The organism is Allobosea sp. TBD101, from assembly GCF_059817965.1.
The window spans coordinates 4,844,175-4,870,141 of record NZ_CM187543.1 but is presented as its reverse complement, the minus strand read 5'-3'; the positions used below and the strand labels follow the sequence as shown (position 1 = coordinate 4,870,141).

Here is a 25,967-nt window from a genome sequence, read left to right as displayed (position 1 = left end):
TGGCTGACTTGATTAAGATTGCGCTTCGCCCCGCTCCCCGACTTGCCTTCCGGGTCCGCCACGGGCACGAAAGGGCGATGCACCGCCGTCTCGTCTTCGAGGAACCGGTTTCGCGCGCCGCCATCTGGAGCCGGCGGCTGGCGTGGTTTTCCTGCGCGGTGCTGCTCCTGTCGCTGCTGCTGGTGCGCTTGCGGGAGCCGAGCATCGAGGGGCTGGCGCCGGTTCTCGGCGCTTACGCGCTCGTGCTCGCGGCGCTCGGCCTCGCCATCCTCGCCTTCATTCGCATCTGGTATTCCGGCCATCGCGGCGTCGGCATGGCGGCCGGCGCGATGCTGCTTTCGCTCATCCTGCTTGCGCCCGCCGGTTACATCGCCTTCAGGCTTGCGACCAGGCCGGCATTGGCCGACGTCTCGACCGATATCGACGATCCTCCCGCGTTCAGCCGCTCGCAGGCCGCGCTGACGGCCCGGGCCGGGCGGGTGCCGCCCGATATCCCTGCCGCGCGCCGGCGCCTGCAGCGGCAGGCCTATCCCAAGGCTGTGCCGATCCTGCTCGAACTGCCGGCCGATGCCGCTTTCGACCTCGCCAGGCGGGCGGCACTCGGTCTCGGCTGGCAGGTTCTGGAGACGGCGCGGCCCGGCGGGCGCAGCGGCGCGGGGCGGGTCGAGGCCGTCGCCCGCGGGCGCATCCTGCGCTTTTCCGAGGATATCACCATCCGCGTCAGGCCCCGCGTCGATGGCAGCCGCATCGACATCCGCTCGGCCTCGCGCCTCGGCAGCCACGACCTCGGAGCGAATGCGGCACGCGTCGCGGCCTTTGCCGGCGAGATCGAATTGCTGATGGACAGCCGCTGAGCGGCCAGCGTCAGGCGAGCCTGTAGCGACTCGCGAGCGCCGGAATGGTGTCGCTGGACTGGACAGCGCCGCGCAGCACAAGGTCCTCGAGCTGGGCCAGCACCGAGAGCGCGGCCGCGCCATGCAGGGCAGGGGCCAGGCCTTGGTAGATCACCGGCACCATCGCGGCGATCGTCTCGTCACCCTGACTGAGGCGGTTGAGCACGGCGGCCTCGCGTTGGCGGCGGTGTTGGACGAGCCCGCGCAGGAAACGCTGCGGCTCGTTCACCGGGCCGCCATGGCCCGGCCAGTAGCGGGCATGCTCCAGTCCGCGCAGCTTCTCGATCGAGGCCATATAGGCGGCCATCGAACCATCCGGCGGGGCGACCACCGAGGTCGACCAGGCCATGACATGGTCGCCGGAGAACAGGGTTTCTTCCTCGGCGAGCGTGAAGGCGAGATGGTTGGCGGTGTGGCCGGGCGTCGCGACGGCGGCCAGGCTCCAGCCGGGCCCGGAGACGGTATCGCCGTCGCCCATCTCCTGGTCCGGTACGAAATCGGTATCGGCAGCGGCATCGAGCACGCGGCCCTCGCCCGGCCCGAGCTCCCGCGACGGGCGATGCGGCCCGCAGCCGACCACCGTCGCGCCGGTCGCGGCTTTCAGGGCCGGCACCGCAGGCGAGTGGTCGCGATGGGTATGCGTGACGACGATATGGCTGACCGTCTCGCCGCGAACCGCCGCCAGCAGGCGCTCGACATGACCGGGGTCGTCCGGGCCGGGATCGATGATCGCGACCGTGCCGCGGCCGACGATATAGGAGCAGGTGCCGGTGAAGGTCATCGGCCCGCCATTGCCGGCGACGATCCGGCGCACCAGCGGGGACAGGCTCGCGACCGTGCCGGCTTCCGTTGTCGCGCTGCGGTCGAACTCGATCTCGTCGCTCATCGCTGCTGATGCGCGTCAGCTGTTCGACTTGCCGCTGCAGCTCTTGGTGTCATAGGGCCCGAACAACGGGTTGAAATTGCCGCATTTGTCGCAACCGGACAGAAACACGGCCAATCCGAGGATGCCGGCAAGGAGGGTGATGCGCTTCATGGCCCCGACCGTTCGATTCGATGAGACCGCACTTTAGAGGCTGTCTGGGCCCGGCGACAGAGGCGGGCAGCCGGGGATCGTGTTCAAAGGCCGAGGTCGGCGAGCCAGCCCAGGATGCAGATCGCCGAAAGGGCGATCAGGGCGAGCGTGGCTTTCGCATCGGTCGGGCAGTCGCGCAGCATGGTCGTCTCCGTTTCGGAGGCGACGCAATAGACATGCCATTTGACGGGTGCGTGACGGTGTCAGGCTAGGGGGAGGGCGAGAGCGACAAGAAAAAGGCCCCGAAGGGCCGTCGTCTCAACTGCTTGAACTATCTCGGGAAATTTTGGTCGGAGTGGCAGGATTTGAACCTGCGACCCCCTCGTCCCGAACGCTCGCCGGCTGAAAAAGGGTGCGCGGGATCGCCGTGTTTACTGGGCTTTCGTGGAAGGCCGTTCCCGCTCGGTTCTTTCGTTCCTGTCGGTATCTGTCGGTCGTTCGCGTTTCGGCCTCAACGCGATGGCAGCAGCCGCGGCCCTGTTATGGTCGGGGTGATGGTGGCCATAGACGTTCTGCAGCGTCTCCAGCGTCATGCCGAGCATGCCCGACAGGGCATAAGGGTCGGCGCGGTTCTGCATGCCCCAGGTCGCGGCTGTATGCCGGAGGATGTGCGGGGTCACGTCCGGACCGAGTCCTGCCGCCTCGCGCACCGCGCGGAAGGCCTTGTGGACGCGCTCGACCGGCTTGCCGTTCCACTCGACCACGAAGCTCTTCGACAGACCCTTGGCCTCCCAGCGGCGCAGATGAGCGAGCAGGCGGGCATCCAGCCCGACGGGTGGCGTGCGCTTCTTGGTTTCGCGAGTGCCGGGCGGGCGCCGGTAGAACACGCCCCGCTCCGTGTCGACGAAGCCATGGCCGACCGTCGGGCGAATGGCGGCCGAGCAGACGGCGCCGGCGCGCGTGCCGGTGTAGAGCGCAACCAGGATGAAGCGGGCGACGTGGCGGGCCGTGCGGCGATCGGTCTCCAGCGCGGGGCCGCCATTGTCACCGCGGCCGCGCTTCTGCTTCTCGCGCAGGCTCCAGGCTGCCCAGAGCAGGCGGGCCACTTCCGAGCGGGTCAACCAGCGCTCGCGTGGCGGGCCGGCCTGCGGCAGCTCGACAGGAATCGGGTTGGCCAGGATGCGCTCTTTCCAGCCGTGGCGGAGAGCGGCGCGCAGATCCTCGAGCTCGCGGCGGGCGGCGCCGTCGCCGCGTTCCTTGGCATAGGCCTGGCAGGTGCTTGGCCGAACCTCCGAGCAGCGCCGGATGCCCCACCATGCCAGAAGGCGCGCCACGCGGGCGCGCACCTCGGCCGGGCGCTTCTGCTTGTCCGCCTTGTGGTCGAGATAGATCGCGAGGATATCGGCGATCAGCGGATCGTCTGAGCGGGCCTTTGCGGCTGCTTCGGGATCGCGCTTTTGGACAAGATAATCCCGGAGGGCGTCTTCGGCTGCTGACAGCGCCTCAGCGCCGCAGCCAGTGCTAATCTTGCGTCCTCGGTCTCGGATGACCCAGACGGCTTCATTTCGCATGCCGCGTCGTTCGTCGAAGCGCTCGGGCTGGAGCCAGAGGCGCGGACCTTTCGAATGGCGCGGCATTGTTCCGTCATCTCCTCGATCGCGGCGAGCGAGGTATATTCCTTGCCCGCCGTGATCCAAGTTTCAAGGCGTCCCGCATCCCGCTCGCGACGCAGTCCGGAGACCTTCATCGAGCCGTCGGGGAAGGCGAGCGCAGCGGCTGCTTCCAGGCGAAGCGGCGTCGCGGTCGAGATCTGTGATTTGTCGGGGACGTGCATGGCCATTCAGAACGGGATGTCGTCATCCAGGTGGTCGGACGAGCTGCCGGTCGACGTGCGACCGAACGAGCCGCTGGCGCTGTCCTGGCTGGTCTCGCGAGTACGGGTGGTGCCGTAGCTATCCGGATCGGGCGCCTCTCGCTTCTGCGTGTCGAGGATCGTCAGCTCGCCTCGGAAGCGCTGGAGCACGACCTCGGTCGAGTATTTCTCGACGCCCTGCTGGTCGGTCCATTTCCGGGTCTGTAGCTGGCCCTCGATGAAGACCTTCGATCCCTTCTTCAGATACTGCTCCGCCACCTTGGCCAGCGCTTCGTTGAAGATGACGACGCTGTGCCATTCGGTGCGCTCCTTCCGCTCGCCCGACTGCTTGTCGCGCCAGGTCTCGGAGGTGGCGATGCGCAGGCTGGCGACAGGCTCGCCGCTGCCGAGGTGGCGGATCTCGGGATCGCGCCCGAGATTGCCGACGAGAATGACCTTGTTGACGCTGCCGGCCATGTCAGGCTCCGATCTGGCTAAAGAGGTCGCCGGTCTCGCGTCGCGCCGCCTGGGCGCGCAGGAGCGGGGCAGCGATACGGTGGTTGATCTCGGCCCGGATGATGGCGGCCGTGGCGCGGATGAAGTCGCGGCGGGCTTCGCCGCGGCCGCGCTTCTTTGGGCAGGCCTCGGCCTTCGCGAGCGCCAGCTTCGCGTCGAGGCGGCGCCGGTGGAGGGTTTCGAGCGTCGCCATCACGCCGCCCTCGGCATGGCGCTATGCTCGACCCCGTCAAGCAGGCGACCAGTGATGGCCTTGGTGGCGCGCAGGCGTGTGCCGCAGCCGGGCGACCAGACCTTGCCGTTGGCCATGGTCTGGCCGGCGGGAATGTGGCTGCCCCATTGCTTGAAGAAGAATGCCGTTCCGGCTGCTGCACATTGATCGCGGATCTGCTGCGCCCACTCGGCCAGCATCGGCCGGGGGCCGTTCTCGCCGCCGACGATGATCCAGTCGAGCCGGTTGGTGTCGCTGTGGTTGGTGAAGAACTTCTGTTCCTCGCCGGGCTGAGCTGGCCGAAAGAACGGCTTCTGCGACCACGACCCTGCCCTCAGCACGTCTTGATAGTGGATGCCGGTCTCGTATCGAATCGTGGGCATCGCGATGCGTAGGAAGTCGATCGGCCCGATCAGCGGCTCGGCCGAGACAAAGCGGACCGCAGCTGGCGTTTCGGTCAGATCAGGAACGCGCTCATCGGCTCGCCTCTGATCTTCGGCCGAGACACCGAGCCAGAGGTTGGGGAGGGGCCATCGCCCGCGACTGGAGCAATAAGCCCGCATTCGCGCCGCTCGCTTGGTCAGAACCTGAAAGGTGTGCTGCGGTGCCTGCGCCATGATCGCGAAGACGCGGTCGATCCATGCGTCGGGCACGTCTTCGTGGAAGAGGTCACCATGGGCGCAGGCGAAGACCATGCGCGGGCGCTTCCAGGCGAGAGGCTGCGTGAGCCATTCCTCGTTGAAGCGCACCGTGCCGTTCCAGACCGGGCCGGCCTTTGTCTCGCGGGTGAGGCCGGCTCGGCTGGGGTGATGCTGCAAGCGCGTGCCCGCCAGCTTCATGGCGTAGCAATGCGTGCAGCCGGGCGAGACGACGCTGCAGCCGGTGATCGGGTTCCAGGTCGCATCGGTCCATTCGATTTTGGTGCCGTCAGACACGGGCGGGCTCCTCGAATGTCGGGACGAAGAAGCCGAGCATGCCCTTGCAGGGGCGGAACGGCAGCGGTCGGGCACTCCGGAGCACGATGCCGAACGGGCCGACGAACCACGGATCGTCACTGCGCTCGACGCAGTCGACGATCTCGGCCTCCCCGACGATGCCGCCGAAGTCCAGGCCGAAGGGCGGGTCGATCTCCTTGGCCAAAGCTTCGCCAGTGACCGGGTGCCAGCCGATGCAGAGGTCTTGCCACGGCTCCTTGTCCAGCTTCTTGCCGGCGTGGATCAGGACCGGCCCGCGGTAGTGGCAGCGCCAGGTCCGGTTCTCGATCGACTTGTGGCCGCTGACGATTAGCCAGGCCCAGGGCTGCATGATGGAGAGCGCCTTCATGGCGTCGCCTCCAATGCCTTCGCTCCGACGATCTCGCGGGCGCGATTGATGGCTGGAGCCATCTCGTCGATCAGCCAGGCCTCGACGACTTTCATCGAGTAAAACTTGCCGCCTGGAAGGCTTTCCCAAGCCTCGATGAGCGCGGTCAGAGCATTGGAATGCATATCGAGCGCTGGAGCGGGCGGCAAGGCGCCGGCGGTGTCTGCCACCATCATCGCCATATTCGCTACATCAGCGGCTTCTTCGGCGCCGGCGGATCGAAGCGCGCTTTCGCTATGCGCGACGTGCCCCATCCAATTGACTGCAGCTAGGCGAAGTTCTTCCGCTTCCTCCTCGACGCGCTCCGCAAGAATATTGGGGTCGTCGCCCTTCCAGCCGCCCTTATGGTCGTTGGCTCGCAGCTCGCGTTCCATCAGCAGTGCGAACGATAGAACTTCGGGCCGGCAGTCATTCAGGCTCAGCGTTTTCATGTGAGGGACCTTCCGCTGTGAGCGTGAGCGAGCAGCGCGCTAGACGCGCATCGGCATGAGCACGACGAGGAGGCTGTCGCCTTCGCGCCGCTGGAGGATGGCGGGGGCGCCGGGTTCGGAGAGCTTGAGCTGGAGACTGTCGCCGCCAAGCACGCCGAGTACGTCAAGCAGGTATCGGGCGTTGAAGCCGATCTCGATCGGCGCGCCATCATAGTCCGGCGTCAGTTCCTCGGTGGCCGAGCCGCTGTCGGGATTGGTGACCGAGAGCGTGAGGCCGGCATCCGTCAGCGCCAGCTTCACGGCGCGGCCGCGCTCGCTGGAGATGGTGGCGACGCGGTCGATCGCCTGCTTGAAGGCATCGGCCTCCAGCGTGACCAGCTTGTCGTTCCCGCCTGGGATGACGCTCTGATAATCCGGGAAGGTGCCGTCGATCAGCTTCGAGGTCAGGGTGGTGGCGCCGGCAGTCACGCGGATCTTGGTTGGCGAGAGCTCGATCTGAAGCTCGCCGTCATGGTCCTTGGCGATCTTGCCGAGCTCGGCGACCGTCTTGCGGGGCACGATGACGGCCGGCATGCCCTCCGAACCGGAAGGCGCCGGCAGTTCGATGCGGGACAGCCGGTGGCCATCGGTCGCGACGGCGCGCAGCTTGGTAGCGCCTTCGATGGCCAGCGTGTGCATGTGGATGCCGTTGAGATAGTAGCGCGTCTCCTCGGTCGAGATGGCGAACTCGACCTGGCCGAAGGTCGTGGCGAGGTCCTTGGCCGGCAGGGCGAAGCGATGCGAAAACTCGCCAGACGTGATGTCGGGGAAATCCGATTCCGGCAGGCTCTGCACGGTGAAGCGCGAGCGGCCGGAGCGGAGCGCCATTGGCTTGTCGCCGGCGCCTTCCAGAGTGACCGAGGCCTCGGCCGGGAGCTTGCGAACGATATCGGAAAGGGTGTGCGCCGGCAGCGTGATGGCGCCGCCCTCCGCAACCTCGCAGGGGAGGCTCGTCTCGACCTGAATGTCGAGATCGGTGGCGCGGAGCGTCAGCCGATCGCCTGCGGCGCTCAGCAGGATGTTCGACAGAACCGGGATGGTGTTGCGGCGCTCGACCACGCGGCTGAGCGCGGCAAGGGCCGGGGCGAGCGTGTCGCGTGCGATGGTGAGCTTCATGGTCGAGCGCTTTCCGTGGGATCGGCGGTTGATCAGCGCGCCGGCGGCGCAGGACGCTGGGGCGCGGATCGATCCCCGCCCGGCAGGTTGGTGCGAGGCGTCGTTTCGAGGATATTCGGGCGATCGAGGACCACGAGCTGCTGCTCGTCGATTACGGCGCCTTCCGAAGGTTTGCCGTCCTTGTGATCACGCGGCTGCACCATGATCCGCGTGCAGCCAAAGAGGTATTCGAAGCGGCCGGTTGCGACGCCTTCGAGGCCGGAAATCGCGTCGCGAACGGTTTCGCCAAGCTTGACGGTTGCCATGTCATTTCTTTCTGCTGGGAGGGAAAGAGGCGGGGCCGAAGCCCCGCCAGGTGAGGCCGGGAGGTCAGGCCTCGGGAGAACCTTCGAAGGTCGGGAGCGCGGTCTTCTGCTTGACCGTGTCCAGATCGTTCTTGACCTGGTCGCGCAGCCAGAACTGCCAGCGATAGAGCTGGTAGAACCACATGATGCTGCCGCTCTGGATGCGGTATCGCAGCCGGGCCGGGATGCGGATCGTCTCACCGTCGACGAAGGCGGGCACGGCGACCATGAAGATGCCGGGAATATCGACCTTCTCGCCCTTGGTGTTGGTGTGTTCCTCGACGAATTCGACGGTCCGCTCGCCGCTCGCCAGACGCTCCTGGCGCTTGACGCGGGCGCCGACAAAGACTTCGAGGCTCCGCGAAAGCGCGATCAGATCGGCCGGAGTGGCGAACTTCTCCTTGAACAGCGTCTCGTATTCGGCCTGCTCGGGCCCGTAAGCAGCAGAGAGCTCGGCGGCGTGCTCCTCGAGGAATGCCGCGAAATCCGCCTGTTCCATCGCCTTGCCGTTCTTCTCGATCCAGACCTTGAATTCGTCCGTGACCGGGAAGGCGTAGCGGATCTTGTGCTCGGCCCAGCGCGGGGTGCCGGCCAGAGTGTGATAGTCGATGACGGCCGTCAGGGCCGGCTCGGGCCAAGCTGTCTTGGCGAAGACCGCGCTCCCTTCATCCTTGTGACGGTTGACCAGGTCGATGAAGCTCTGGAGCGTCGTGGTCTCCGCGCAGCCTTCCCGCGCTTCGGGCTGCAGCCGATAGCGCTCGACCAGCTCATTGAGATCGGTGGCCTTGCCGCCGGCGCGCTGGTCGATCAGAAGCGGGATCGTCTCCGGCAGGCCCGCACCGAGGCCCTTGGTCGGAAGCGACACGATCCTGATCTCGGTGGCAGACTGCGTCAGGCCGACGATAGCGTCGATACCTTCCCGGCGATCGGGCAAGGTGTTGCCGGACGTCGCATGCAGAGGCGCTGCGGTGGCTTCGAGAGTGAGGGTTTCGGCCGCATCGGCCGTCTTGCTTGCCATGAGAGGCTCCTGTGAAGTGAGGCGGAGGAGGTGAGACGGTCAGGCCATCTCGCGATCGCGACGTTCTCCGGCCTCGCGCGGCCCGGCGAACATGTCGATCTGGCTCGGGTGCTGGACGGAAAGGGCGCCGTCGAGCGTCCAGAACGGAGTGTCGGAGAAGGCCTTTTCCTTCGGCGGCTTGCCGTTGACCTTCGGTCGGATATCGAGCCGCCCGTTCTGGTAGTTGAGCGCCAGCGTGATCTCGATCGACGCAGACCCTTTCTCCTCGGGCAGGTTTTCGAGGGCGGCGATGCACTTCTCCAGCTCTTCGTCGAGCCGTTCGGAAAAGCGGCCGCGGCTGAGGATGCCGAGGATCTCTGTGACGCTGCGGATGGCACGGGCGGACATGGTTTCAGGCCTCCATGGGGATGCGGCGCGCGGCTTGGCGCGGGCCGGGCTTCGGTTTGGGACGGGACGGGCGGGCGCTGCAGAGATCGGGCAGGTAAGCCTTGATCCGCTCGCGGAACTCATCGGCGGCTTCCGGCCAGGGCCAGACGCGGAACTTGCCGACCAGGCGGATAGGCTGGGCGGCCTCGACGACCGGGTTCCACGGCTTCGGCGCGCGGCCGAGCAGATGGCGCCGCTCGGTCGCCAGCATCGCGAGGTCGACTTCCGCGACGATCGGCCGGTAGCGCAGCGGGCAGCCGTCATCACCGAGGCCTGCCGCGGCGTAGATCGCGAGATCGATGCGGCGCTTCATCGCCTTCTGCATGTCGCGGACGAGTTTGCCGCCGATGCCCGGCATCATCTGCTCGGCCAGCGCGACCTCGGCCTCGGCGATCGGCGTCGCCTTGTCGCCGAGGACATGCTCATGCGCGTCATGCAGGAGGAAGCAGGCGGCGGCCATCCGGTCGCCGGTCTTGCGATAGATCGCATCGGCGCCGTGCACGCTGTGCTGGGCGACCGAGAAGACGCCGCTGCGGGTGTGACCGGTGTAGCGGGTGATGCGCGCCAGCGCCTCGGGAATGGCGACATCGAAATCGACGCTCGCCAGCTCGGGTGTCAGAAGGTCGAAAGCACGATCGACCGGGCCATTGGAGCAGATCTGCAGCCAGGTCACTGCGGGAAATCCTCCGGGCAGAGGGTTTCCCGCTTGTCGAGCGCCAGCTCGGCTCCCTTCCGGGTGAGATAGAAGGCGAGCGACGCCGTCTTGTGACCGGGCTCGCCACCCTCGGCTTCGCCTGCCGCGACCATGCCCTGCCATTGCTCGGCGGCCGGGCCGCCGGCTCCGGCGAAGTAGCGATTGCGGTAGGAGCGGCGAGCCGAGTTCGGCAGGCCAAGCGCATGACGCGCCAGTTCGCGCTGGGCTGGCGTCACTTGAGCACCCCGCCGAAAGCGACGAGCAGTGCGAGGATGACCGGCGCGCAGGCGAGTGCGACGCCGCCGGTCAACAGGATCCAGAAGGCAATGACGATGCCGAGGGGAGGCGCGTTCTCGCCTTCCATCAGACGACACCCGCGATCAGGGCGCGTGCCCAAAGGGCCAGCGGGATGGCGAGCAGCGCGAGGGCCGCGGCTTCCTGGCGCCAGCCGGTGCGGCGAACGGTGGAACGGTTGCCGGTGACGCGGCGCCGCGGCTTGCGATGCGCAGCCTCGTAGAGCGCGAAGGCGCGGGCGCCGAAGAGACGGGTCTGCTCGGCCAGCCAGCCGGAGCGGGTGAGATCGTCGAGGGTGACGACGGCATCGGCGCCGCCATCGTTCACCAGCGCGCCGATATCCTCGACCATGCGCTCGGTGATGTGCTCGGCGACGACCATGCAGTCGCGCTTGAGCGGCCAGATAAAGCCGTCATGGACGGCCTGGCGGCCCTCGTTTCCGGCCTGAAGGGAGTGATCGGCAGATGCGCGCAAGGCGACCTCCATCGGTGTGCGATGAAAATCACCATATGCGGAAAATGAACCGCGTCAATCCCTAAAGCGGAAAATAAACCGCTCAGAAAGTGCGGGCGCGTTTTTCATTCCGCCTGTCTGGGGTGTTCTGCCTTCTGCTTGAGCGGCGATGGCGAGAGCTATTTGGCGTGTGTCTTCGGCGGCAAAAATTCAAGGAGGCCCCCGAAGACGGTTACCCTCTGAATTGAGCCATCAGGCGTATCGATCATTTCCAGAATCGATGCTGTTGGCTCGAACTCAACCGACATTGTGCATGCCGGCGATCCAAGATTCGCGGTGCCTTTGCAGTCACCGCTAAGAAGCTTCGCGATTGACGGTGCTGTACGCGGGCCCATGACGGCTCCGTCCACTAACAGCATCTGGCCACCGACGCGCTTCAGGCATTTGAAGCCCCTCGTTCCAGGGTCGACGCACGATATCCCATCGAGCCGTACCATCGTCCCATGGAACTTGCGTGGGTTGGCGACCAGCTGCCGCTCGGGAGTTGGTGGGATTGATTGGGCCGATGCTGGCGAGAACATGGCCGCCGCGAGTAAGGCGAAGACGTATCTAGCCTCGCGCGACCTTGCCTGTCTTGATCTGGCGAATGACATTGCGCCTCACTTGATCGGTGACCGTACGAACTTGGCTCGCTGGAATGACCGCGATGACCGAGCTGAATGATACAACGTGGACGTCCGGCATCAGGGGAGCATTGTAGCTTTCCAGATGGTAGAGCCCGGGCCTGGTGCCATTGAGAACGCGCTTGAGGTACCGGCTGCCGTCGATCGTCTCTACGCCCGCAGGGAAGCCGATCACTCCATCAGGATGCTCGCTGAAGCGAGAGCAGATAATGACGTCACCATCGTCGTAGCGCGGCCACATGCTGGGGCCCTTAACCTGGAATGCCAAGGCATCATCGGGCACGGGGAAGGGCACTTTGACCTCGAACAGAGGATCAGCGCGATTGATCTGTTCGCTCGATGTGTCGATCGATCCGCCGGCGGCAATGTAGCCGATTACGCCAACTGTCCCGCCTTGCGTCTCGGTCTCCGGTCCATCGCCGTGTCGATAGGCCAGCCATTCCGGTGAGACATCGAGCGCGAGCGCAATCTTGCGGATGGTCTCGACGGTTGGCGACGAGCCGGGATTGCGCAGGATGCCACGGATCGCATCGGGGCTCATTCCGGCGGCGATGGACACGGCGCGGGGGTTCGTTTCCCGCTCCTCAATTGCCTGCAAGATCCTGTCAGCAACTGTCTCCGTCATGTGCGGAATTCTATCCGCATCACGGTAAAGACGAGAGCGGAAAATAAACCGTTGACACATGCGGAAAATGAACCGCATATAATGTCACGATGATTACGCAGCTCCTCTCTCTGGTCGATGCTTTCTGCGCCGCACGGGGCATTTCCGAGGCCCGAGCGTCGACGCTGATATTCAACGGCGGCGCGCGGGTCGCGCAAATCCGTGGGGGCGCTGATATCGGAGTGCGGCGAACAACCGCCGCCATGTTCTGGCTTTCTGAGAACTGGCCAGAAGGTGCCGAATGGCCGGCCGACGTTCCCCGCCCTGACCCTGTGCGGGAGGACCCGTGATGTCAGTATGGCAGGCATTCGTGCGGTCAATTCTGCCGTGTTCGCGTTTGGGCGAGGGCCGCGAAGAAAGCGCGGAGTTCCTGCTTTGCAGCTGCGACGGCGGGTTCCACTTCGTATTGCGGAAATTCCTCCGCAGCCGCTGCGGCGCCACCCACCAGATCGATAGTGCGGCGCTCGATGACGGCGATGTCGGCATTACTCAGTCGGCTTTTCCAGGCTGCAGCGGCGAGGTCCGCATAGGCGCGGCCCATCGCAAGATTGAACAGGAAATTTCGCATTTCGTCCGGCGTCTTCGGCATCGGAAAGTCGCGTTGGGCCATCCGGTCTTCCTTGCTTTCGTGCTGGGCATGCTTTCGCCCGGCAAGCGCCGTCGCAGTGGCCCGGATCTCTACGCCGCCTATGTGCGCTGGTCGGCGGCGCAATCATGACGCGCGCGCTTTGCTTTCGCCAGCCCGATCAAGGCCTGTTTCAACGCCGCGCGGGCGGCGCCGCGTCGGAGTTTCCGCTCCGCCGCATCGCCGCCGCCACTGCGTTCCACCTGCCGGGAGACCACTGAGATGTCCGTCTCGTCTCCCGCCTTGTCCACGTCTTCCGTCTCCTGTTCGCCGCGGCATCAGCGCCGCGCATCCCCGATGGCTCAACCATCGGGGATATCCATGCACAGGTCTGCGGGAAAACACGCCAGCATAGGGGCAATCGACCACCGAGTCTGGTGCCGCCTCTTCAGGCATGCCCATCCGGTCAAGACGGCCGAAGCGGTGGCTGCGCGCCTCGGCGCGCCGGTTCGCACGGTCGAGAACTGGATGAGCGGCATATCCGCGCCTTCGCTCGGCTGGTTCGTCAAGATCCTCGACGTCTTCGGGCCCGGTGTCCTGGCCGAGGTGATGCCTGGACCGTGCGAGTGGCTGTCCGCCGCGGTGCGGGCCGAGCGGCGGGCGCAGCTCGAGGTCGAGCAGCGTCGGATCGAGCGCGAGATGGCTGCTCTCGACGCGGTGCACCCGTGACCGCCGTCGCCATCCTCCATCACGCGCTCTGGAGCGCCTGGCACCGCGCGCTGGCGCGGCGGCATCAGCGGCTCGCGAAGAAGCACATCGCCAGCGCCCGCCTGCATGACGAACGCGCAGCCGAGGCCGAAGCCGCCCTCAAGGAACGGGGACAGGGTTGATGAAGCGTCGGTTCCGCCTCGAAAAGGTCGGCAAGTGGCGCCGCTCGGCGGCACGCGGCATGGCGAAGGCCGGCATTCCGGCCGCCATCATCGCGCTCGTGCTCAAGCTCAAGCGCAGCACGGCCGATGACATCGTCGCCGGCAAGAATGCGCCCGGTGCCCTGTGGAGCGCGGCCGAGATCGCGCTGTTCCGGGACGCCGCCTGATGCGCGAGCGCGATCCCGATTTCGATCTCTGGGTGGAAGAGGCCCGCGCCGGCTCGTTCGCGCTGGCGATGCAGCTCTGCGGCTTCTCGCCGGCCAAGGGCAAGGACAAGGGCAACGATATTGCCGGGCCATGCCCGGCTTGCGGCGGGCGTGATCGCTTCGCCGTGCACTTGGTCAAGCGCAAGTTCAACTGCCGTCATTGCGAGGCGAAGGGCGGGGACGCGCTGGGGCTTGCCCTGGTCGGCGAGCGCGCCGCCTTCGTCGATGCCTGCGAGAAGCTGTCGGGCCGCGAACGGCCGAAGCGGGTTTCCGCCGAGAGCGAGACGGAAAAGGCCGAGCGTCAGGCACGGCGCGAGGCTCTCGACCAGCGCATCGCGGCCGAGCGGGCCGAGCGCGAGGAGGAGCAGAACCGCTACCGCGAGCGCAAACGCGCCGCCTGCCGCAGGATCTGGGAGGCCGGCCGCGCTCCGTCACCCGACAAGCTCGGGCGCTATCTCGACGCGCGCCACCTGATGCTGCCCGGTACTGCACTGATCCGCGAGGCCGACGATGTCGCCTTCTTCCATGGCGAGGAGATCGACGACCGCGGGATGAGGCATCCGCGCGTGATCTATCGCGGCCCGGCCCAGCTCGCGGCCATGCTGGACAATGCCGGCGAGATGGTCGGGCTGCACATCACCCATCTGAAGCGTGACTGGAGCGGCAAGGCCGAAATCTTCGACCCGGAAACCGGCGAGCTGCTCAACGCCAAGAAGATGCGCGGGTCGAAGAAGGGCTCGCATATCGTGCTGCGCACCCCGCCTTCGTCCGCGATCGAGGCGGCGCGGCAGGCTGGACAGCCGATCCGACTGTTCATCGGCGAGGGGATCGAAACGACCAGCCAGGTCGCGACCTCGCTCAAGGTTTCCCGCCGCTTCCTGCCCTGCGACATCTTCTGGGCCAGCGGCGATCTCGCCAATCTCGGCGGCGATGCCGTCGGCACGGTAGCGCATCCGAGCCTGAAGACGCCGAAGGGGCGTGCGCAGCGCCTGCCTTCCGCCGTACCGAATCTTGATGCTCCCGCGATCGCGATCCCGGCCTTCGTGACGCATCTCTGCCTGCTCGGAGACGGCGACAGCGAACCTTTCCTGACCCGCACCACGCTGGAGCGCGGCCGGGCCCGTTACGCGCGCCCAGGCCTGTCGATCGCCACGCCGATCGCGCCCGAGGGCGAGGATTTCAACAGCATGGCGAGGGCCGGCCAATGAGCGACGCCTATCTCGCCTTCCTCAAGGCCAAGGCCTGCATCGCCGTCGCCGGCGGCATCGAGGTCGCCGATCACGAGATCAATCCGATCCTGCTGCCGCATCAGCGCATCATGGTCCGGTGGGCGCTGCGTCTCGGCCGGGCCGGGCTGTTCGCCGCCTTCGGCCTCGGCAAGACCTTCATGCAGATCGAGTTCTGCCGACTGCTGGTCGAGAAGCTCGGCGAAAGCGCGCTGATCGTGATCCCGCTCGGGGTGCGGCAGGAGTTCATGCGCGACGCCCGCACGCTGGCGACGGGCGACCATCCGAAGATCTCGGACGAGACGCGAGACGCGCTGGCGGCCTGGCAGAAGGACCGGCCGGACCGGGTGCCGACACTCGCCTTCATCCGCAGCCTGGCGGATGCGGCCGCGCGCGGCATCTACCTGACCAATTACGAGACGATCCGCGACGGCAAGCTCGATCCGCGGGCCTTCGGCGCGACCTCGCTCGACGAGGCCTCGTGCCTGCGCGGGTTCGGCGGCTCGAAGACCTTCCGCGAGTTCATGCGGCTGTTCGACGCGGTGCGGTTCAAGCTTGTCGCCACCGCCACGCCCTCGCCGAACGAATATATCGAGCTGCTGGCCTATTCCGCCTTCCTCGAGGTGATGGATGTCGGCGAGGCGAAGACCCGGTTCTTCAAGCGCAACAGCGAGAAGGCGGACAGCCTCACCATCCATCCCCACAAGGAACGGGAATTCTGGCTGTGGGTGTCGAGCTGGGCGCTGTTCGTGCAACGCCCGAGCGATCTCGGCTGCGACGATACCGGCTATGACCTGCCTGAGCTCAAGGTGCATCACCATAGCGTCGCCTCCGACCTCGCCACCCGAGAGACCGAGCGCGACGGCCAGGGCATCCTGATCGCGAAGGACGCGCTCGGCGTCGTCGGCGCCTCCCGCGAGAAGCGGGCGAGCCTCCCGCGGCGCATCGCCAAGCTCGGAGAGATTCTCGCCGGCGCGCCGGCGGAGCACTTCCTGATCTGGCACGACCTGGAGGACGAGCGGCGGGCGATCGAGGCCGCGGTGCCGGGCGTGCGCTCGGTCTACGGCACACAGGACCTCGACAGCCGCGAAGAGACGATCATCGGCTTTTCCGACGGCGCGTTCCAGTACCTGGCGGCCAAGCCCGTCATCGCCGGCTCGGGCTGCAACTTCCAGCGCCATTGCCACCGGGCCGTGTTCCTCGGCATCGGCTTCAAGTTCAACGACTTCATCCAGGCCATTCACCGCATCCAGCGCTTCCAGCAGGAGCGGCCGGTCGAAATCCACATCATCGCGTCCGAAGGCGAGCAGGCGGTGCTGCGCACGCTTCTGACCAAGTGGGAGCAGCACAAGCACATGGTCGACCAGATGAGCCAGATCATCCGCGAATATGGCCTGAACGAGCAGGCCCTTGCCGCCTCGCTCTCCCGCTCGATCGGCGTCGAGCGCGTCGAGATCCGGGGCGCCAACCATCGCATCGTCAACAACGACACCGTGCTGGAAAGCGCTGCGTTGGCCGAGAACTCGCTCGGGCTGATCGTCACGTCGATTCCGTTCTCGACGCAGTACGAATACACGCCGAGCTATAACGACTTCGGCCATACCGACAGCGACCCGCATTTCTGGGCGCAGATGGATTTCCTGACGCCCTCGCTGCTGAAGGCGCTGATGCCCGGCCGCAACTGCGTCATCCATGTCAAGGACCGGATTATTCCAGGCGGCATCAACGGGCTCGGCTTCCAGACCGTCTCGACCTTCCATTGCGACGCGATCCAGCATTTCCGCCGTCACGGCTTCGCCTTCCTCGGGATGAAGACGATCACCACCGATGTCGTGCGGGAGAACAACCAGACCTATCGTCTTGGCTGGTCGGAGCAGTGCAAGGATGGGAGCAAGATGGGTGCCGGCTTGCCGGAATACCTGCTTATCTTCCGAAAGCCGCAGACCGATCGCTCGGTGTCCTATGCCGATACCCGTGTGGTGAAGGCGAAGAAGTGGTTCGGCGCCGCCGATCAGGAGGCCGGCGACGATCTGACCGATGATGCCGACCAGATCGAGGGCGGCTGGATCAATCCGGACGGCTACAGCCGCGCCCGCTGGCAGATCGATGCGCATGGCTATCTGCGTTCGGGTGGCGATCGGGCCCTGAAGGCGGACGATCTGCAGGGTGTCGACGCCGCCACGGTCTATCGCATGTGGAGGCGCTTCAACCTCTCCAGCGTCTACGATTTCGAGTATCACGTCGCGATCGCCGAGGCGCTGGAGACGCGCGGGCGCCTGCCGCCGACCTTCATGCTGCTGCCGCCGCATTCGCCCGACCAAGCCGTCTGGAGCGACGTCACGCGCATGCGGACGCTGAACGGCGTGCAGCAGGCGAAGGGCAAGGAGATGCATCTCTGCCCGCTGCAGTTCGACATCGTCGACCGCGTGATCGCGCAGATGTCGATGCCGGGTGAGACCGTCTTCGATCCGTTCGGCGGGCTGATGACCGTGCCCTATCGCGCGATCCTGCAAGGCCGCTTCGGCGTCGGGGTCGAGCTCAACCCCGGCTATTTCATGGACGGCGCCTTCCATTGCGCCGCCGCGGAGGAGCGCGTCGCGATCCCCTCCCTGTTCGACCTCATGGACGCCGAGCGAGCTGACGCTCCGGCGCTCGAAGCGGCGGAGTAATCCTCATGGACGGATTGATCATCGACAGCTTCGCCGGCGGCGGCGGGGCCTCGCTCGGGCTGGAATGGGCACTCGGCCGATCGCCCGACTTCGCTATCAATCACGATGATGACGCCCTGCTGATGCACGCGGCGAACCATCCGAACACGGTTCACCTGAAGGAGAACATCTGGAAGGTCGATCCCTATGCCGTGACGAAGGGAAAGCCCGTCTTCGTGCTCTGGGCCTCGCCGGACTGCCGGCACCATTCGAAGGCCAAGGGCGGCGCGCCGGTTTCAAAATCGGTGCGCGGGCTCGCCGATGTCGTGCTCGTCTGGGCCGAGACTGTTTCTCCGCAGATCATCATGCTGGAGAATGTCGAGGAATTCGCGCAGTGGGGTCCGCTCGGCGAAGACGGCAAGCCCTGCCCCTATCACAAGGGGGCGGAATTCGCCCGCTGGGTGCGGCATCTGGAGCGTCTCGGCTATGCCGTCGAATGGCGCGAGCTGCGGGCCTGCGACTATGGCGCGCCGACGATCCGCAAGCGCCTGTTCCTGGTGGCGCGGCGGGATCGCAAGCCGATCCTCTGGCCGAAACCGACCCATGCCAAGCCAAGCGACCCACGCGTCGTCGCGGGCGAGCTGAAGCCCTATCGCACCGCGGCCGAGATCATCGACTGGTCGCTGCCGTGCCCCTCTATCTTCCTGACCCGGGCCGATGCGAAGGCGCAGAAGCTCCAGGTCGTGCGCCCGCTCGCCGACAAAACGATGGCGCGGATCGCGCGTGGTTTCAAACGCCATGTGCTCGACCGGCCGGAGCCGTTTGTCGTTTCGTATTACGGGGAGGGGGCTGGCGGGCTGAACCGGAGCCAGCAGACGGCCGAGCCGCTCCGCACAGTTACGACTGAGAATCGTTTCGCGGCCGTGACCCCTTATCTTGCCGGGGTAGGTGGTCGCATGGGGCAGTCCGGCGAGCGGCCGGTCGACAAGCCGTACCACACCAACACCACGAAGGCGGACACGGTCGTCGTGACACCCTTCCTGTCCTATGCCCAGCAGGGCGGCGGCAACCGCCCTGCCGATGGGCCCCATCACACGATATGCGCCAACGCCAAGGACCAGAACCAGATCGTGACCGGCTTTCTCGTGCCACGCTATGGCGAGCGGCCGGGGCAGGAGCCGCGCTCGCGCAGCGTCGAAGAGCCGGCTCCGGTCGTCGTGCCGACCGGCAACGGCGGCAATCTGGCAGCCTGCTATCTGGCGCAGCACAATCTCAACGCCATTGGCCGGCCGGCCGATGAGCCGGTCGCGACGCTCGCGACGGCCGGCGCGCAGGTGCAGCCGGTCATGGGGTATCTTGCCACGCTGCGCCGGAATACCCGCTCCGTTGGGCCGGGAGAGCCGATAGGTACGATCTCGACGTCCGGGGCGCATCACGCGCTGATCGCCCCGCATCTCACGGCCTATTACGGGACCGGCGAGGGCGCATGCCATGACGAGCCGAGCCGCACCGTCACCACCCGTGACCGCTTCGCCCATGTCGAGGCGGCGATCGCTCTCCCGCCTCTCACGCCCGAGATGGCGGCTCGTGCCCGCGAGGTCGCGACTTTCTTGCGCGATCATGGCGTCTGGGATGGGCCGGGCGAGTTCGTCACCATCGGCGACTTCATCGTCTGGGATATCGGCATGCGAATGCTGGTGCCGCGCGAACTGGCGCGGGCGCAGGGCATGCCCGATTCCTATGACATCACCGCCGGCGGCCGCCTGACCGAGACGGCGCAACGCCACAAGATCGGCAACAGCGTCTCGCCGCCGCCGGCCGAGGCTCTCGCCTATGCCAACTGCGTCGAAGCGCTGTTGCAGCCCGACGTGAAGAAGCGCCGACGCGCCGCCGTGCCGACCTGGCCGGGGCTGCCGCGTGCCTCCCGCCAGCAAGACTTCCTGATCGCAGCGGAGTGATCGTGACCGACGACCCGCATTCCCGCATTGCCGATATCGTCGAGGGCGCGTTCGGTGCGATCCTCGAGCGCCCCGCAACCCCTGCGGCCGCGGTCCCGGCTTCCCAGCAACCGCGCCTGCCCGATCGTGGCCGGGACCATGTCGACCGGCTGGAGCGCGCCTGCGCGCTGCTGCAGAACGACACCGACAATGGCCGCCGCCTGATCATGTGGCGCGGCGACGACCTGATCTATGTGCGCGATGTCGGCTGGCATGTCTGGACCGGCCGCGTCTGGGACCCGCTCGGCGGCGCCGAGGCGGCGCAGCGGCTCGCCCAGCAGGCGGCGCGATGGATCTCGGCCGAGAGCTACGTCATGCGCCCTACCGAAACCGAGGAGCTGGCGATCGAAGCCGGTCGCGAGGCGCGCCGCATCCCGGAAAAGGAGCGCGAGAAGGCCGATCTGCTCGCGATCGAGGAGGGCATGAAAGCCATGTCGGCCTGGAAGAAGCGGCGCGGCAAGCGGCGCGACTTCTCGGTCTCCTGCGGCAATGGCGACAGACTGGCGCAGATGCTAAAGCAGGCAGCACCGCACCTGACCATCAGCGTCGAGCAGATGGATGCCGACCCGCTGCTGGTCAATGTCGAGAACGGCACGCTCGTCTTCGAGCGCGTGATCGACCAGGAGGCGCGCGCAGACGTCAAGACGCCGTATTACTGGCGCGTGCGGCTGCGGCAGCATGACCGGGCAGACCGGCTGGCGAAGCTGGCGCCGGCGATCTACGACCCCGATGCCGAATGCCCGCTCTGGCAGGCCTTCCTCGACCGCTTCCAGCCATCGACGGCCGTGCAGCAGTTCCTGCAGGCCTATTCCGGCTATTCGCTGCTCGGCGTCATCGGCGCGCAGAAGCTCGTCTTCCACTATGGCGAGGGCGCCAACGGCAAATCGACCTTCATCGAAGCGCTGGCGCGGCTGTTCGGGCCCTATGCCCGCACGCTCAATGCCGAGACGCTGACCGGCACGACGTCGCGCAGCGGCTCGCAGGCCTCGCCGGATCTCGCCCAGCTGCCGGGCGCGCGTATGGTGCGCATCTCGGAACTGGCGCGCGGGGAGCCGCTGCGCGAGGCGCTGGTGAAGCAGCTCACCGGCGGCGAGCCGATGATGGTGCGGCACAATTACGGGAATTTCTTCGAGTTCCGGCCGGCCTTCAAGGCCAGTATGTCTGGCAATGATCGCCCCCGAATCGACGGTGTCGACCACGGCATCTGGCGCCGCATCGCGCTCGTCGTCTGGGGGGTGACGATTGCCGACGAAGAGCGGCGCGAGATGGAGGCCGTGCTGGGCGAGTTCGCGGCCGAGCGCGCGGGCATCCTGAACTGGCTGATCAAGGGGGCGCTCGCCTATCTCGAGGGCGGGCTGATCGAGCCGCCCGAGGTGAAGGAGGCGACCCGGGCCTATCGCGCCGACATGGACCAGGTGCAGGGTTTCATCGACGCCTGCGTGACCAGGCTGCAGCCTTCGACGCCGCCGGACGAGCCGATCCAGTTGCCGTCGCGTGTGCTGTACGAGGCCTATGAAACCTGGTGTCTCGCCAACGCGATGAAGCCATGGAGCGAGAAGGCCTTCAGCCAGACGATGGTGAAGAAGGGCTTCGTCAAGATCGAAGGCCGCATTCGCTACTTCATCAACCTGAAGCTTCACGACCTGCCGGAGCGCCCTGCGCCCCGCAACCCCCATCGCGAGGACGACCGCTGATGCGTAACGGTCGCTTGTCCCATGCTGTCAGTGCGTCGCGAGCAGCGTTTCTCGCCGCCGTTATGCGTTTGACGCTGCGAGGGTCGCGAGGGTCGCGCGAGCATTTCCGGCAACCCTCGCGTGGCGATTATCGAAGCCAGATCAATGAGTTAAGCGATGGCTTGCGAGGGTTGCGAGGGTTTCTGCGCGCCATATGAAGATATGGGGGTTTCGGGGGAGCTTGGATCAATCGTTTCCATGCCTATACCCGACCTAAACCCTCGCTACCCTCGCATATTCTCAATCAAAGTATTGAAATAAAACAGAATTTTGCTTTGCGAGGGTTGGTTTTTACCCTCGCTCAACCCTCGCAACCCTCGCTGATCATCAGGAAGACAGGCCATGGCTGGGACGGAAACGATCGATATCGAGATGCTGCTCGATTGGGCCTATCGGGTTCAGGCTGTCGACAAGCAAGTGAAGGCGCTGGCGCCACGCGGCCCGGCCGGCTCCGCTTCGGGGTCGCTGGGGCAGTATGCTGAGCTGGGAACCAAGGTCGACAATAGCGGCGCGGCCTTGAAGGCGCTCGGGATGAAGGTGGCCGACGATGCCATGATCGTCCATGACGCGGTGCTGTCCGCCGGCGAGATGTGGATCGAGTGGAAGCGCGACGACGAGGTCGAGATCTGGGACCGGGAGCGCGCCGCGGCCGCCGGGCAGGACATCGGCAAGTATGAGGGCCAATGGCTGCGCCGTCCCATCACGCCGAACGGTCGCGTCGCCGCCTTCGGTGTCCGGCTGGAGCAGGCGGCGACCGTGGCGCTGCTGATCACGCATGCCAAGAACGGGACGCGGCCGGACTGGTTCGAAGGCTGGGCGGCGCCCGAAGGGCGCGCGGCGCAAGATGGTCTGCGCTCTGATCGTTGGGGGCGCGTCCGCAAGAAGACCGAGGCGGCATCGGTCGAGGACGTCATGCACGGTCGCGCGCTCTATGCCGTCTGGCGCGCTGCGCTGGTGCTTGTTGCGGTCGACCTGGCGGGCGCGCTGCGCCGTTACGAGGTCACTGGCCCGGCCGCGCCCGAGCATCCCTGGCTCAAGGCGCCGAAACGGGTGCTGGAAGGCTTTCGTTTGCAAAACTTGATTGGTGATAACCCGTTGAAATTGCTCGCTAAAAAATAGTTCTTGACGTTTTTCGGGCTTGCGGCTTACCTTCAACACGCTAAATCAGCTTCGAAACGCCTCGGCTTCGCGCCGGGGCGTTTTGCGTTTCGGGACTGCGATGCTCAAGATCACCTTCGATCTCTCGCAGTTCGAACGGCTCGCCAATCTCTACCAGGCGGCCGGCGAACAGGCGCCGCATGCGGTCCGACGCGGCCTGAACAAGGCTGGCGACAAGGCCCGCACGCAGATGAAGCGTGCCCTCGTCAAGCAGACCGGCCTCAAGGCTGGCGTGATCGAGAAGGCTTTGAAGGTGACGCGGGCCAACTATGGCTCGGCCGCCTATGTCATCCGCTCGCGTGGTGGTGATATCTCGCTCAAGCACTTCGGTGCGCGCGAGACCCGCAAGGGTGTGAGTGCTGCGCCGCGTGGCCAGCGCTCAGTGTTCGCAGGCACGTTCATCAAGGGCGGCCTGTTCCCCAACCGCGTGTCGCTCAAGATGGGCGATCATCTCTTCTCTCGGACCGGCAAGGGCCGCACCCCGATCGAGAAAGAGAAATCGGGTGTGTTCATCCCGGTCGAGATGGTGACCGGCGCCACAGCCGCGACGTTCTACGAGACGGCAGGCCGCAGCCTGGGCGACGATATCGCCCGCGAGCTGCTCGCCATCCTGACCGGCGCCGCCCCCCGAGGGCGGTGACCCCGGCGAGGGGTGGGGTCGCGGGTCCCTCCCGCACCCCCCGACCCCTGCGGCTCTAAAGAGGCGCGGGTTTTCTCTAGTGGCCGATCCGAAAACGGGTGCAACGGTCACCGTTTCCGCAACGATTGGCGCAACGATGGGCGATCGGGTCACCTTGCGCGACGCGGTCGGGATGCTCGCCCAGCGCGGCGACGTCGTCTCGAAATCCGCCCTGTCGCGATATCTGAAACAACATGCCGAGGCCTTGCCGGTCGAGCGCGAGGGTCGAGACCTGTTTCTCGACTTCGAGCTCCTGGCCCGCCATCGCGCCGAGAATATTCGACTGATCGACGCCACCCCGCGGGCGGCGCTCCCCTCGGCTGGCGCCAGCAGCAAGCTGCAGCGCTCGTCGACGCAGGCTGAAGGCGCCGCCCGCAAGGTGACGGCCGAGGCCGAAATCAAGGAGCTGCAGCTCGCGAAGGAGAAAGGCCTCCTCACGCCCACAGCGGAGGTCCAAGACGCGGCCCGCGAAGCGGTAACGCAGATGCGGGCCGCGCTCGATCTTGCCGTCAACCAAACCGCCGAACAGATCGCGGCCAAGCTGGGCGGCGAAGCACGGCTGGTGCGGCCTCTGCTGAAGAACATGGTCCGCTCCGGCTTCGAGGAATTCTCGCGGGCGATGACCGAGCTGATGGTTGCTGCAGAGGAGCCGCCCCCGACCTGAAAGACACCGCATGACGCCGGCAGAATTGCACGATCGGCTTCCGGGCCTGTCGAGCGGCCGGCGCGTGATGTTCACGACGCTGGCCGACCAGGCGAAGCCGGAGCAGGAGCTGACGGTCTCGGAATGGGCAGACCGCTTCCGCAAGGTGTCCGCAGAATCGGGATCGCGCTACCCTGGCGACTGGTCGACGGCGCGCACGCCCTATCTGCGCGAGCCGATGGATTGCCTGCATCCGGATCATCCCGCCCGCCGGGTGACCCTGAAGTTCTCCGCGCAGACCGGAAAATCGGAAATCCCGGTCAACTGGTTCGGTTTTATCGTCGATCGGGCGCCGGGCACCATCCTGATGGTGCTTCCCAGCCTGGACGAGGCGATCAAGTTCAACCGGGTCAAGATCCAGCCGACCGTCGACGCGAGCCCGCGGATTCGGCATCGCGTCAGGCCCGAAAATGCCCGCGATGAGGCCGCCTCAACGACCTCTTTCAAGCGATTTTCGGGTGGTTTCGCCCAGATCGTCACGGCAAGCAGCTCGAAAGGGCTGCAAATGGTCTCGATCCGGTATCTCGTCATGGACGAGGTCTCGGAATACCCGCTCGACACCGATGGCCGCGGTTCGCCGATCGACCAGGCGCGGGCCCGCCAGAAATCCTATGGCGACCTCGCCAAGGAATTCGCATCCTCGACGCCGGGGTTGGCCGGCACCTGCCGCATCAGCCTGATGTTCGAAGAGGGCGACCGTCGGCGCTATTATGTGCCTTGCCCGGATTGCGGCGAGTACCAGACGCTTCGCCGCGGCACCTTCGAGAAGCCCTCGGAGGCCTCTCGAAACCGCGTCACCTTCGCCTGCCAGGCCTGCGGCGTGCTGATCGACCAGATCAGCCGCGAGACCATGCTGGCGCAGGCACACTGGATCCCGACGCGGTCGAACGATCCGGGCCAGGATGTTCCCGGCGCGATACTTGAGCCGGTTCCGGAGCATTTCCCGCCCGAGGACCTCGTCAAATGGCGGTGCGACCCCTGTGAGGGCAGGTGCCGCGACTGGCAACCGTCCTACGCGCTCTGGTCGGCCTATTCGCCGATGGAGAGCTGGGGCGACATCTATGCTCGCAGCGTCGCCGCCAAGGGCGACCCGCTGAAAGAGAAGACGTATTGCCAGCAGGACGAGGGAGAACCTTACGATCCGACGTCTGACGCTCCCGACCATGAGCGTTTGATGAAGGAGCGGAAATTCTGGCCGCGCGGCACAGTGCCCTATCCGGCCGCCGCGCTGACCGGCTTCATCGACGTTCAGGAGGCGGGCACCTTCGAATGGGGCGTATGGGCCTGGGGACCCGGCTTCCGGGGCTGGCTGGTCGACGCCGGCATCATCATCCGCACTGGTGATATCGATGTGGATTTCGCGACGCTCGATGCGCTCGGCGCGCGCAGCTTCCCGACGGAGGCCGGCATCGAGCTCGATCCGATCGCCTGGGGCATCGATACCGGCAACGAGACGCAGCTGCTCTATGACAAGGTCGCCGGCCGCCCCTGGTTGCGCGCGACGAAGGGTGTCGCGAAGAGCAAGGCGCCACCGCTGGCGATGACGAAAGGCCAGCTGAAGGACGCCTTCGGGCGACCGATCGCCGGTCGGATCATCGATCTCGGCCTCATCGGCACCTTCGATCTCAAGGGTGCAGTCTACAAGGGCCTGAAGGCCTTGGTGGCCGGCGCGCGAGAAGATGGCAGCTTTGCCCATGGCACGCTGCATCTGCCCGACTGGATCGGCGAGGACTATTGCCGACAGCTGACGGCCGAAGTGCTGGTCGATCCGCAGGCCGAGGCCAAGGGCAAGGCTAAGCGGGCACTGCTCGAGCGTCCCGGCGACCATCGCGAATGGCGACGATTGCCGGGCCGCCCCAACGAGGCGCTCGACATCGTCGTCGGCGCCAAGGCGCTGGCTTGGCAGGAAGGCGCCGGACAGATCTCGGCCGCGCGCTGGGAGGAACTGGTCGCCGCGGCTCATCGGCCAGCAAAGCCCTCCGATCCAGACTTGTTCGCCCGGCCGGACCTCCTCGAGGCTCCGATCGCGCCGGCACCCAACGAACCGTCAGCCCCGGCAAAGCCGGCCGGCTGGCTGGCCAAGCCCCGCCGCGGCTGGCTGCAACGCTGACA

Annotated in this window: 32 protein-coding genes; 12 read left to right on the top strand and 20 right to left on the bottom strand. The window is 66.3% G+C overall.

The window, feature by feature from the left end; all coding sequences use genetic code 11:
- Positions 1-77: 77 nt before the first annotated feature.
- A complete protein-coding gene (locus tag AC6RIC_RS23730; RefSeq protein ID WP_454658406.1) occupies positions 78-854 on the top strand; it encodes a DUF1499 domain-containing protein in 777 nt (258 codons plus the stop codon).
- A gap of 10 nt (positions 855-864) precedes the next feature.
- Here the strand turns inward: AC6RIC_RS23730 and AC6RIC_RS23725 are convergent, their stop codons facing one another.
- The 20 genes from AC6RIC_RS23725 to AC6RIC_RS23630 form a co-directional block, all read right to left on the bottom strand.
- A complete protein-coding gene (locus AC6RIC_RS23725) occupies positions 865-1,779 on the bottom strand; it encodes an MBL fold metallo-hydrolase (RefSeq protein WP_499734186.1) in 915 nt (304 codons plus the stop codon).
- Between the two features lie 15 nt (positions 1,780-1,794).
- Positions 1,795-1,929: a hypothetical protein gene (locus AC6RIC_RS23720; protein WP_454658404.1), complete on the bottom strand. Its 135-nt coding sequence runs from the start codon at positions 1,927-1,929 to the stop codon at positions 1,795-1,797.
- 410 nt (positions 1,930-2,339) lie between these two features.
- The gene (locus AC6RIC_RS23715) at positions 2,340-3,242 is read right to left on the bottom strand and encodes a site-specific integrase (protein WP_499734185.1); all 903 of its coding nucleotides are present in this window, start codon (positions 3,240-3,242) and stop codon (positions 2,340-2,342) included.
- A gap of 74 nt (positions 3,243-3,316) precedes the next feature.
- Positions 3,317-3,748, bottom strand: coding sequence for an excisionase (locus AC6RIC_RS23710; RefSeq protein ID WP_499734184.1), 432 nt, complete (start codon positions 3,746-3,748; stop codon positions 3,317-3,319).
- Positions 3,749-4,237, bottom strand: coding sequence for a single-stranded DNA-binding protein (ssb, locus tag AC6RIC_RS23705; protein ID WP_499734183.1), 489 nt, complete (start codon positions 4,235-4,237; stop codon positions 3,749-3,751).
- Between the two features lies 1 nt (position 4,238).
- The gene (locus AC6RIC_RS23700; RefSeq protein WP_499734182.1) at positions 4,239-4,469 is read right to left on the bottom strand and encodes a hypothetical protein; all 231 of its coding nucleotides are present in this window, start codon (positions 4,467-4,469) and stop codon (positions 4,239-4,241) included.
- A complete protein-coding gene (locus AC6RIC_RS23695) occupies positions 4,469-5,422 on the bottom strand; it encodes a phage Gp37/Gp68 family protein (RefSeq protein WP_499734181.1) in 954 nt (317 codons plus the stop codon). The genes AC6RIC_RS23700 and AC6RIC_RS23695 overlap by 1 nt, the downstream gene beginning before the upstream one ends.
- Positions 5,415-5,810: an ASCH domain-containing protein gene (locus AC6RIC_RS23690; protein WP_499734180.1), complete on the bottom strand. Its 396-nt coding sequence runs from the start codon at positions 5,808-5,810 to the stop codon at positions 5,415-5,417. Before AC6RIC_RS23690 ends, AC6RIC_RS23695 begins: the two co-directional genes overlap by 8 nt.
- A complete protein-coding gene (locus AC6RIC_RS23685) occupies positions 5,807-6,280 on the bottom strand; it encodes a hypothetical protein (RefSeq protein WP_499734179.1) in 474 nt (157 codons plus the stop codon). Before AC6RIC_RS23685 ends, AC6RIC_RS23690 begins: the two co-directional genes overlap by 4 nt.
- A 39-nt stretch (positions 6,281-6,319) precedes the next feature.
- The gene (gene dnaN, locus AC6RIC_RS23680) at positions 6,320-7,435 is read right to left on the bottom strand and encodes a DNA polymerase III subunit beta (RefSeq protein ID WP_499734178.1); all 1,116 of its coding nucleotides are present in this window, start codon (positions 7,433-7,435) and stop codon (positions 6,320-6,322) included.
- Positions 7,436-7,467: 32 nt separating this feature from the next.
- Positions 7,468-7,740, bottom strand: a complete 273-nt coding sequence (locus AC6RIC_RS23675; RefSeq protein WP_499734177.1) for a hypothetical protein — start codon at positions 7,738-7,740, stop codon at positions 7,468-7,470.
- 64 nt (positions 7,741-7,804) lie between these two features.
- On the bottom strand, positions 7,805-8,797 hold the full coding sequence (locus AC6RIC_RS23670) for a DUF2303 family protein (protein ID WP_499734176.1): 993 nt from the start codon (positions 8,795-8,797) through the stop codon (positions 7,805-7,807).
- Positions 8,798-8,836: 39 nt separating this feature from the next.
- Entirely contained in the window at positions 8,837-9,184 is a 348-nt protein-coding gene (locus tag AC6RIC_RS23665) for a YfdP family phage-associated protein (protein ID WP_499734175.1), read from the bottom strand.
- 4 nt (positions 9,185-9,188) lie between these two features.
- On the bottom strand, positions 9,189-9,896 hold the full coding sequence (locus AC6RIC_RS23660; protein WP_499734174.1) for a hypothetical protein: 708 nt from the start codon (positions 9,894-9,896) through the stop codon (positions 9,189-9,191).
- Positions 9,893-10,153, bottom strand: coding sequence for a hypothetical protein (locus tag AC6RIC_RS23655; protein ID WP_499734173.1), 261 nt, complete (start codon positions 10,151-10,153; stop codon positions 9,893-9,895). Before AC6RIC_RS23655 ends, AC6RIC_RS23660 begins: the two co-directional genes overlap by 4 nt.
- Entirely contained in the window at positions 10,150-10,281 is a 132-nt protein-coding gene (locus tag AC6RIC_RS23650) for a hypothetical protein (RefSeq protein ID WP_499734172.1), read from the bottom strand. Before AC6RIC_RS23650 ends, AC6RIC_RS23655 begins: the two co-directional genes overlap by 4 nt.
- Complete coding sequence (locus tag AC6RIC_RS23645; protein ID WP_499734171.1) at positions 10,281-10,685, bottom strand: hypothetical protein; 405 nt, start codon at positions 10,683-10,685, stop codon at positions 10,281-10,283. Before AC6RIC_RS23645 ends, AC6RIC_RS23650 begins: the two co-directional genes overlap by 1 nt.
- Positions 10,686-11,273: 588 nt before the next feature.
- Entirely contained in the window at positions 11,274-11,972 is a 699-nt protein-coding gene (locus AC6RIC_RS23640) for an XRE family transcriptional regulator (protein WP_499734170.1), read from the bottom strand.
- A 355-nt stretch (positions 11,973-12,327) separates the two neighbouring features.
- Positions 12,328-12,621, bottom strand: coding sequence for a hypothetical protein (locus AC6RIC_RS23635; protein ID WP_499734169.1), 294 nt, complete (start codon positions 12,619-12,621; stop codon positions 12,328-12,330).
- A gap of 77 nt (positions 12,622-12,698) precedes the next feature.
- Entirely contained in the window at positions 12,699-12,887 is a 189-nt protein-coding gene (locus AC6RIC_RS23630) for a hypothetical protein (RefSeq protein ID WP_499734168.1), read from the bottom strand.
- 172 nt (positions 12,888-13,059) lie between these two features.
- Between AC6RIC_RS23630 and AC6RIC_RS23625 the strand changes: the two genes are divergently transcribed.
- The 11 genes from AC6RIC_RS23625 (at position 13,060) to AC6RIC_RS23575 (ending at position 25,965) form a co-directional block, all read left to right on the top strand.
- Positions 13,060-13,305 (top strand): helix-turn-helix domain-containing protein, encoded by a 246-nt coding sequence (locus tag AC6RIC_RS23625; RefSeq protein WP_499734167.1) that lies wholly within the window; start codon positions 13,060-13,062, stop codon positions 13,303-13,305.
- Entirely contained in the window at positions 13,302-13,466 is a 165-nt protein-coding gene (locus tag AC6RIC_RS23620) for a hypothetical protein (protein ID WP_499734166.1), read from the top strand. Before AC6RIC_RS23625 ends, AC6RIC_RS23620 begins: the two co-directional genes overlap by 4 nt.
- Positions 13,466-13,672 carry a hypothetical protein gene (locus tag AC6RIC_RS23615; RefSeq protein ID WP_499734165.1) on the top strand — a complete coding sequence of 69 codons (207 nt, stop codon included), beginning with the start codon at positions 13,466-13,468 and terminating at the stop codon, positions 13,670-13,672. The genes AC6RIC_RS23620 and AC6RIC_RS23615 overlap by 1 nt, the downstream gene beginning before the upstream one ends.
- Positions 13,672-14,919, top strand: a complete 1,248-nt coding sequence (locus AC6RIC_RS23610) for a DUF7146 domain-containing protein (RefSeq protein ID WP_499734164.1) — start codon at positions 13,672-13,674, stop codon at positions 14,917-14,919. The genes AC6RIC_RS23615 and AC6RIC_RS23610 overlap by 1 nt, the downstream gene beginning before the upstream one ends.
- On the top strand, positions 14,916-17,606 hold the full coding sequence (locus AC6RIC_RS23605; protein WP_499734163.1) for a DNA methylase N-4: 2,691 nt from the start codon (positions 14,916-14,918) through the stop codon (positions 17,604-17,606). Before AC6RIC_RS23610 ends, AC6RIC_RS23605 begins: the two co-directional genes overlap by 4 nt.
- Before the next feature lie 5 nt (positions 17,607-17,611).
- The gene (locus AC6RIC_RS23600) at positions 17,612-19,543 is read left to right on the top strand and encodes a DNA cytosine methyltransferase (RefSeq protein ID WP_499734162.1); all 1,932 of its coding nucleotides are present in this window, start codon (positions 17,612-17,614) and stop codon (positions 19,541-19,543) included.
- A gap of 2 nt (positions 19,544-19,545) precedes the next feature.
- Positions 19,546-21,276, top strand: coding sequence for a DNA primase family protein (locus AC6RIC_RS23595; protein ID WP_499734161.1), 1,731 nt, complete (start codon positions 19,546-19,548; stop codon positions 21,274-21,276).
- A 411-nt stretch (positions 21,277-21,687) separates the two neighbouring features.
- Positions 21,688-22,434 (top strand): hypothetical protein, encoded by a 747-nt coding sequence (locus AC6RIC_RS23590; protein ID WP_499734160.1) that lies wholly within the window; start codon positions 21,688-21,690, stop codon positions 22,432-22,434.
- A gap of 100 nt (positions 22,435-22,534) precedes the next feature.
- The gene (locus AC6RIC_RS23585) at positions 22,535-23,113 is read left to right on the top strand and encodes a hypothetical protein (RefSeq protein WP_499734159.1); all 579 of its coding nucleotides are present in this window, start codon (positions 22,535-22,537) and stop codon (positions 23,111-23,113) included.
- Positions 23,114-23,192: 79 nt separating this feature from the next.
- Complete coding sequence (locus tag AC6RIC_RS23580) at positions 23,193-23,816, top strand: hypothetical protein (protein ID WP_499734158.1); 624 nt, start codon at positions 23,193-23,195, stop codon at positions 23,814-23,816.
- Positions 23,817-23,826: 10 nt separating this feature from the next.
- Positions 23,827-25,965 (top strand): phage terminase large subunit family protein, encoded by a 2,139-nt coding sequence (locus AC6RIC_RS23575; protein WP_499734157.1) that lies wholly within the window; start codon positions 23,827-23,829, stop codon positions 25,963-25,965.
- The last annotated feature ends 2 nt before the right edge of the window (positions 25,966-25,967 follow it).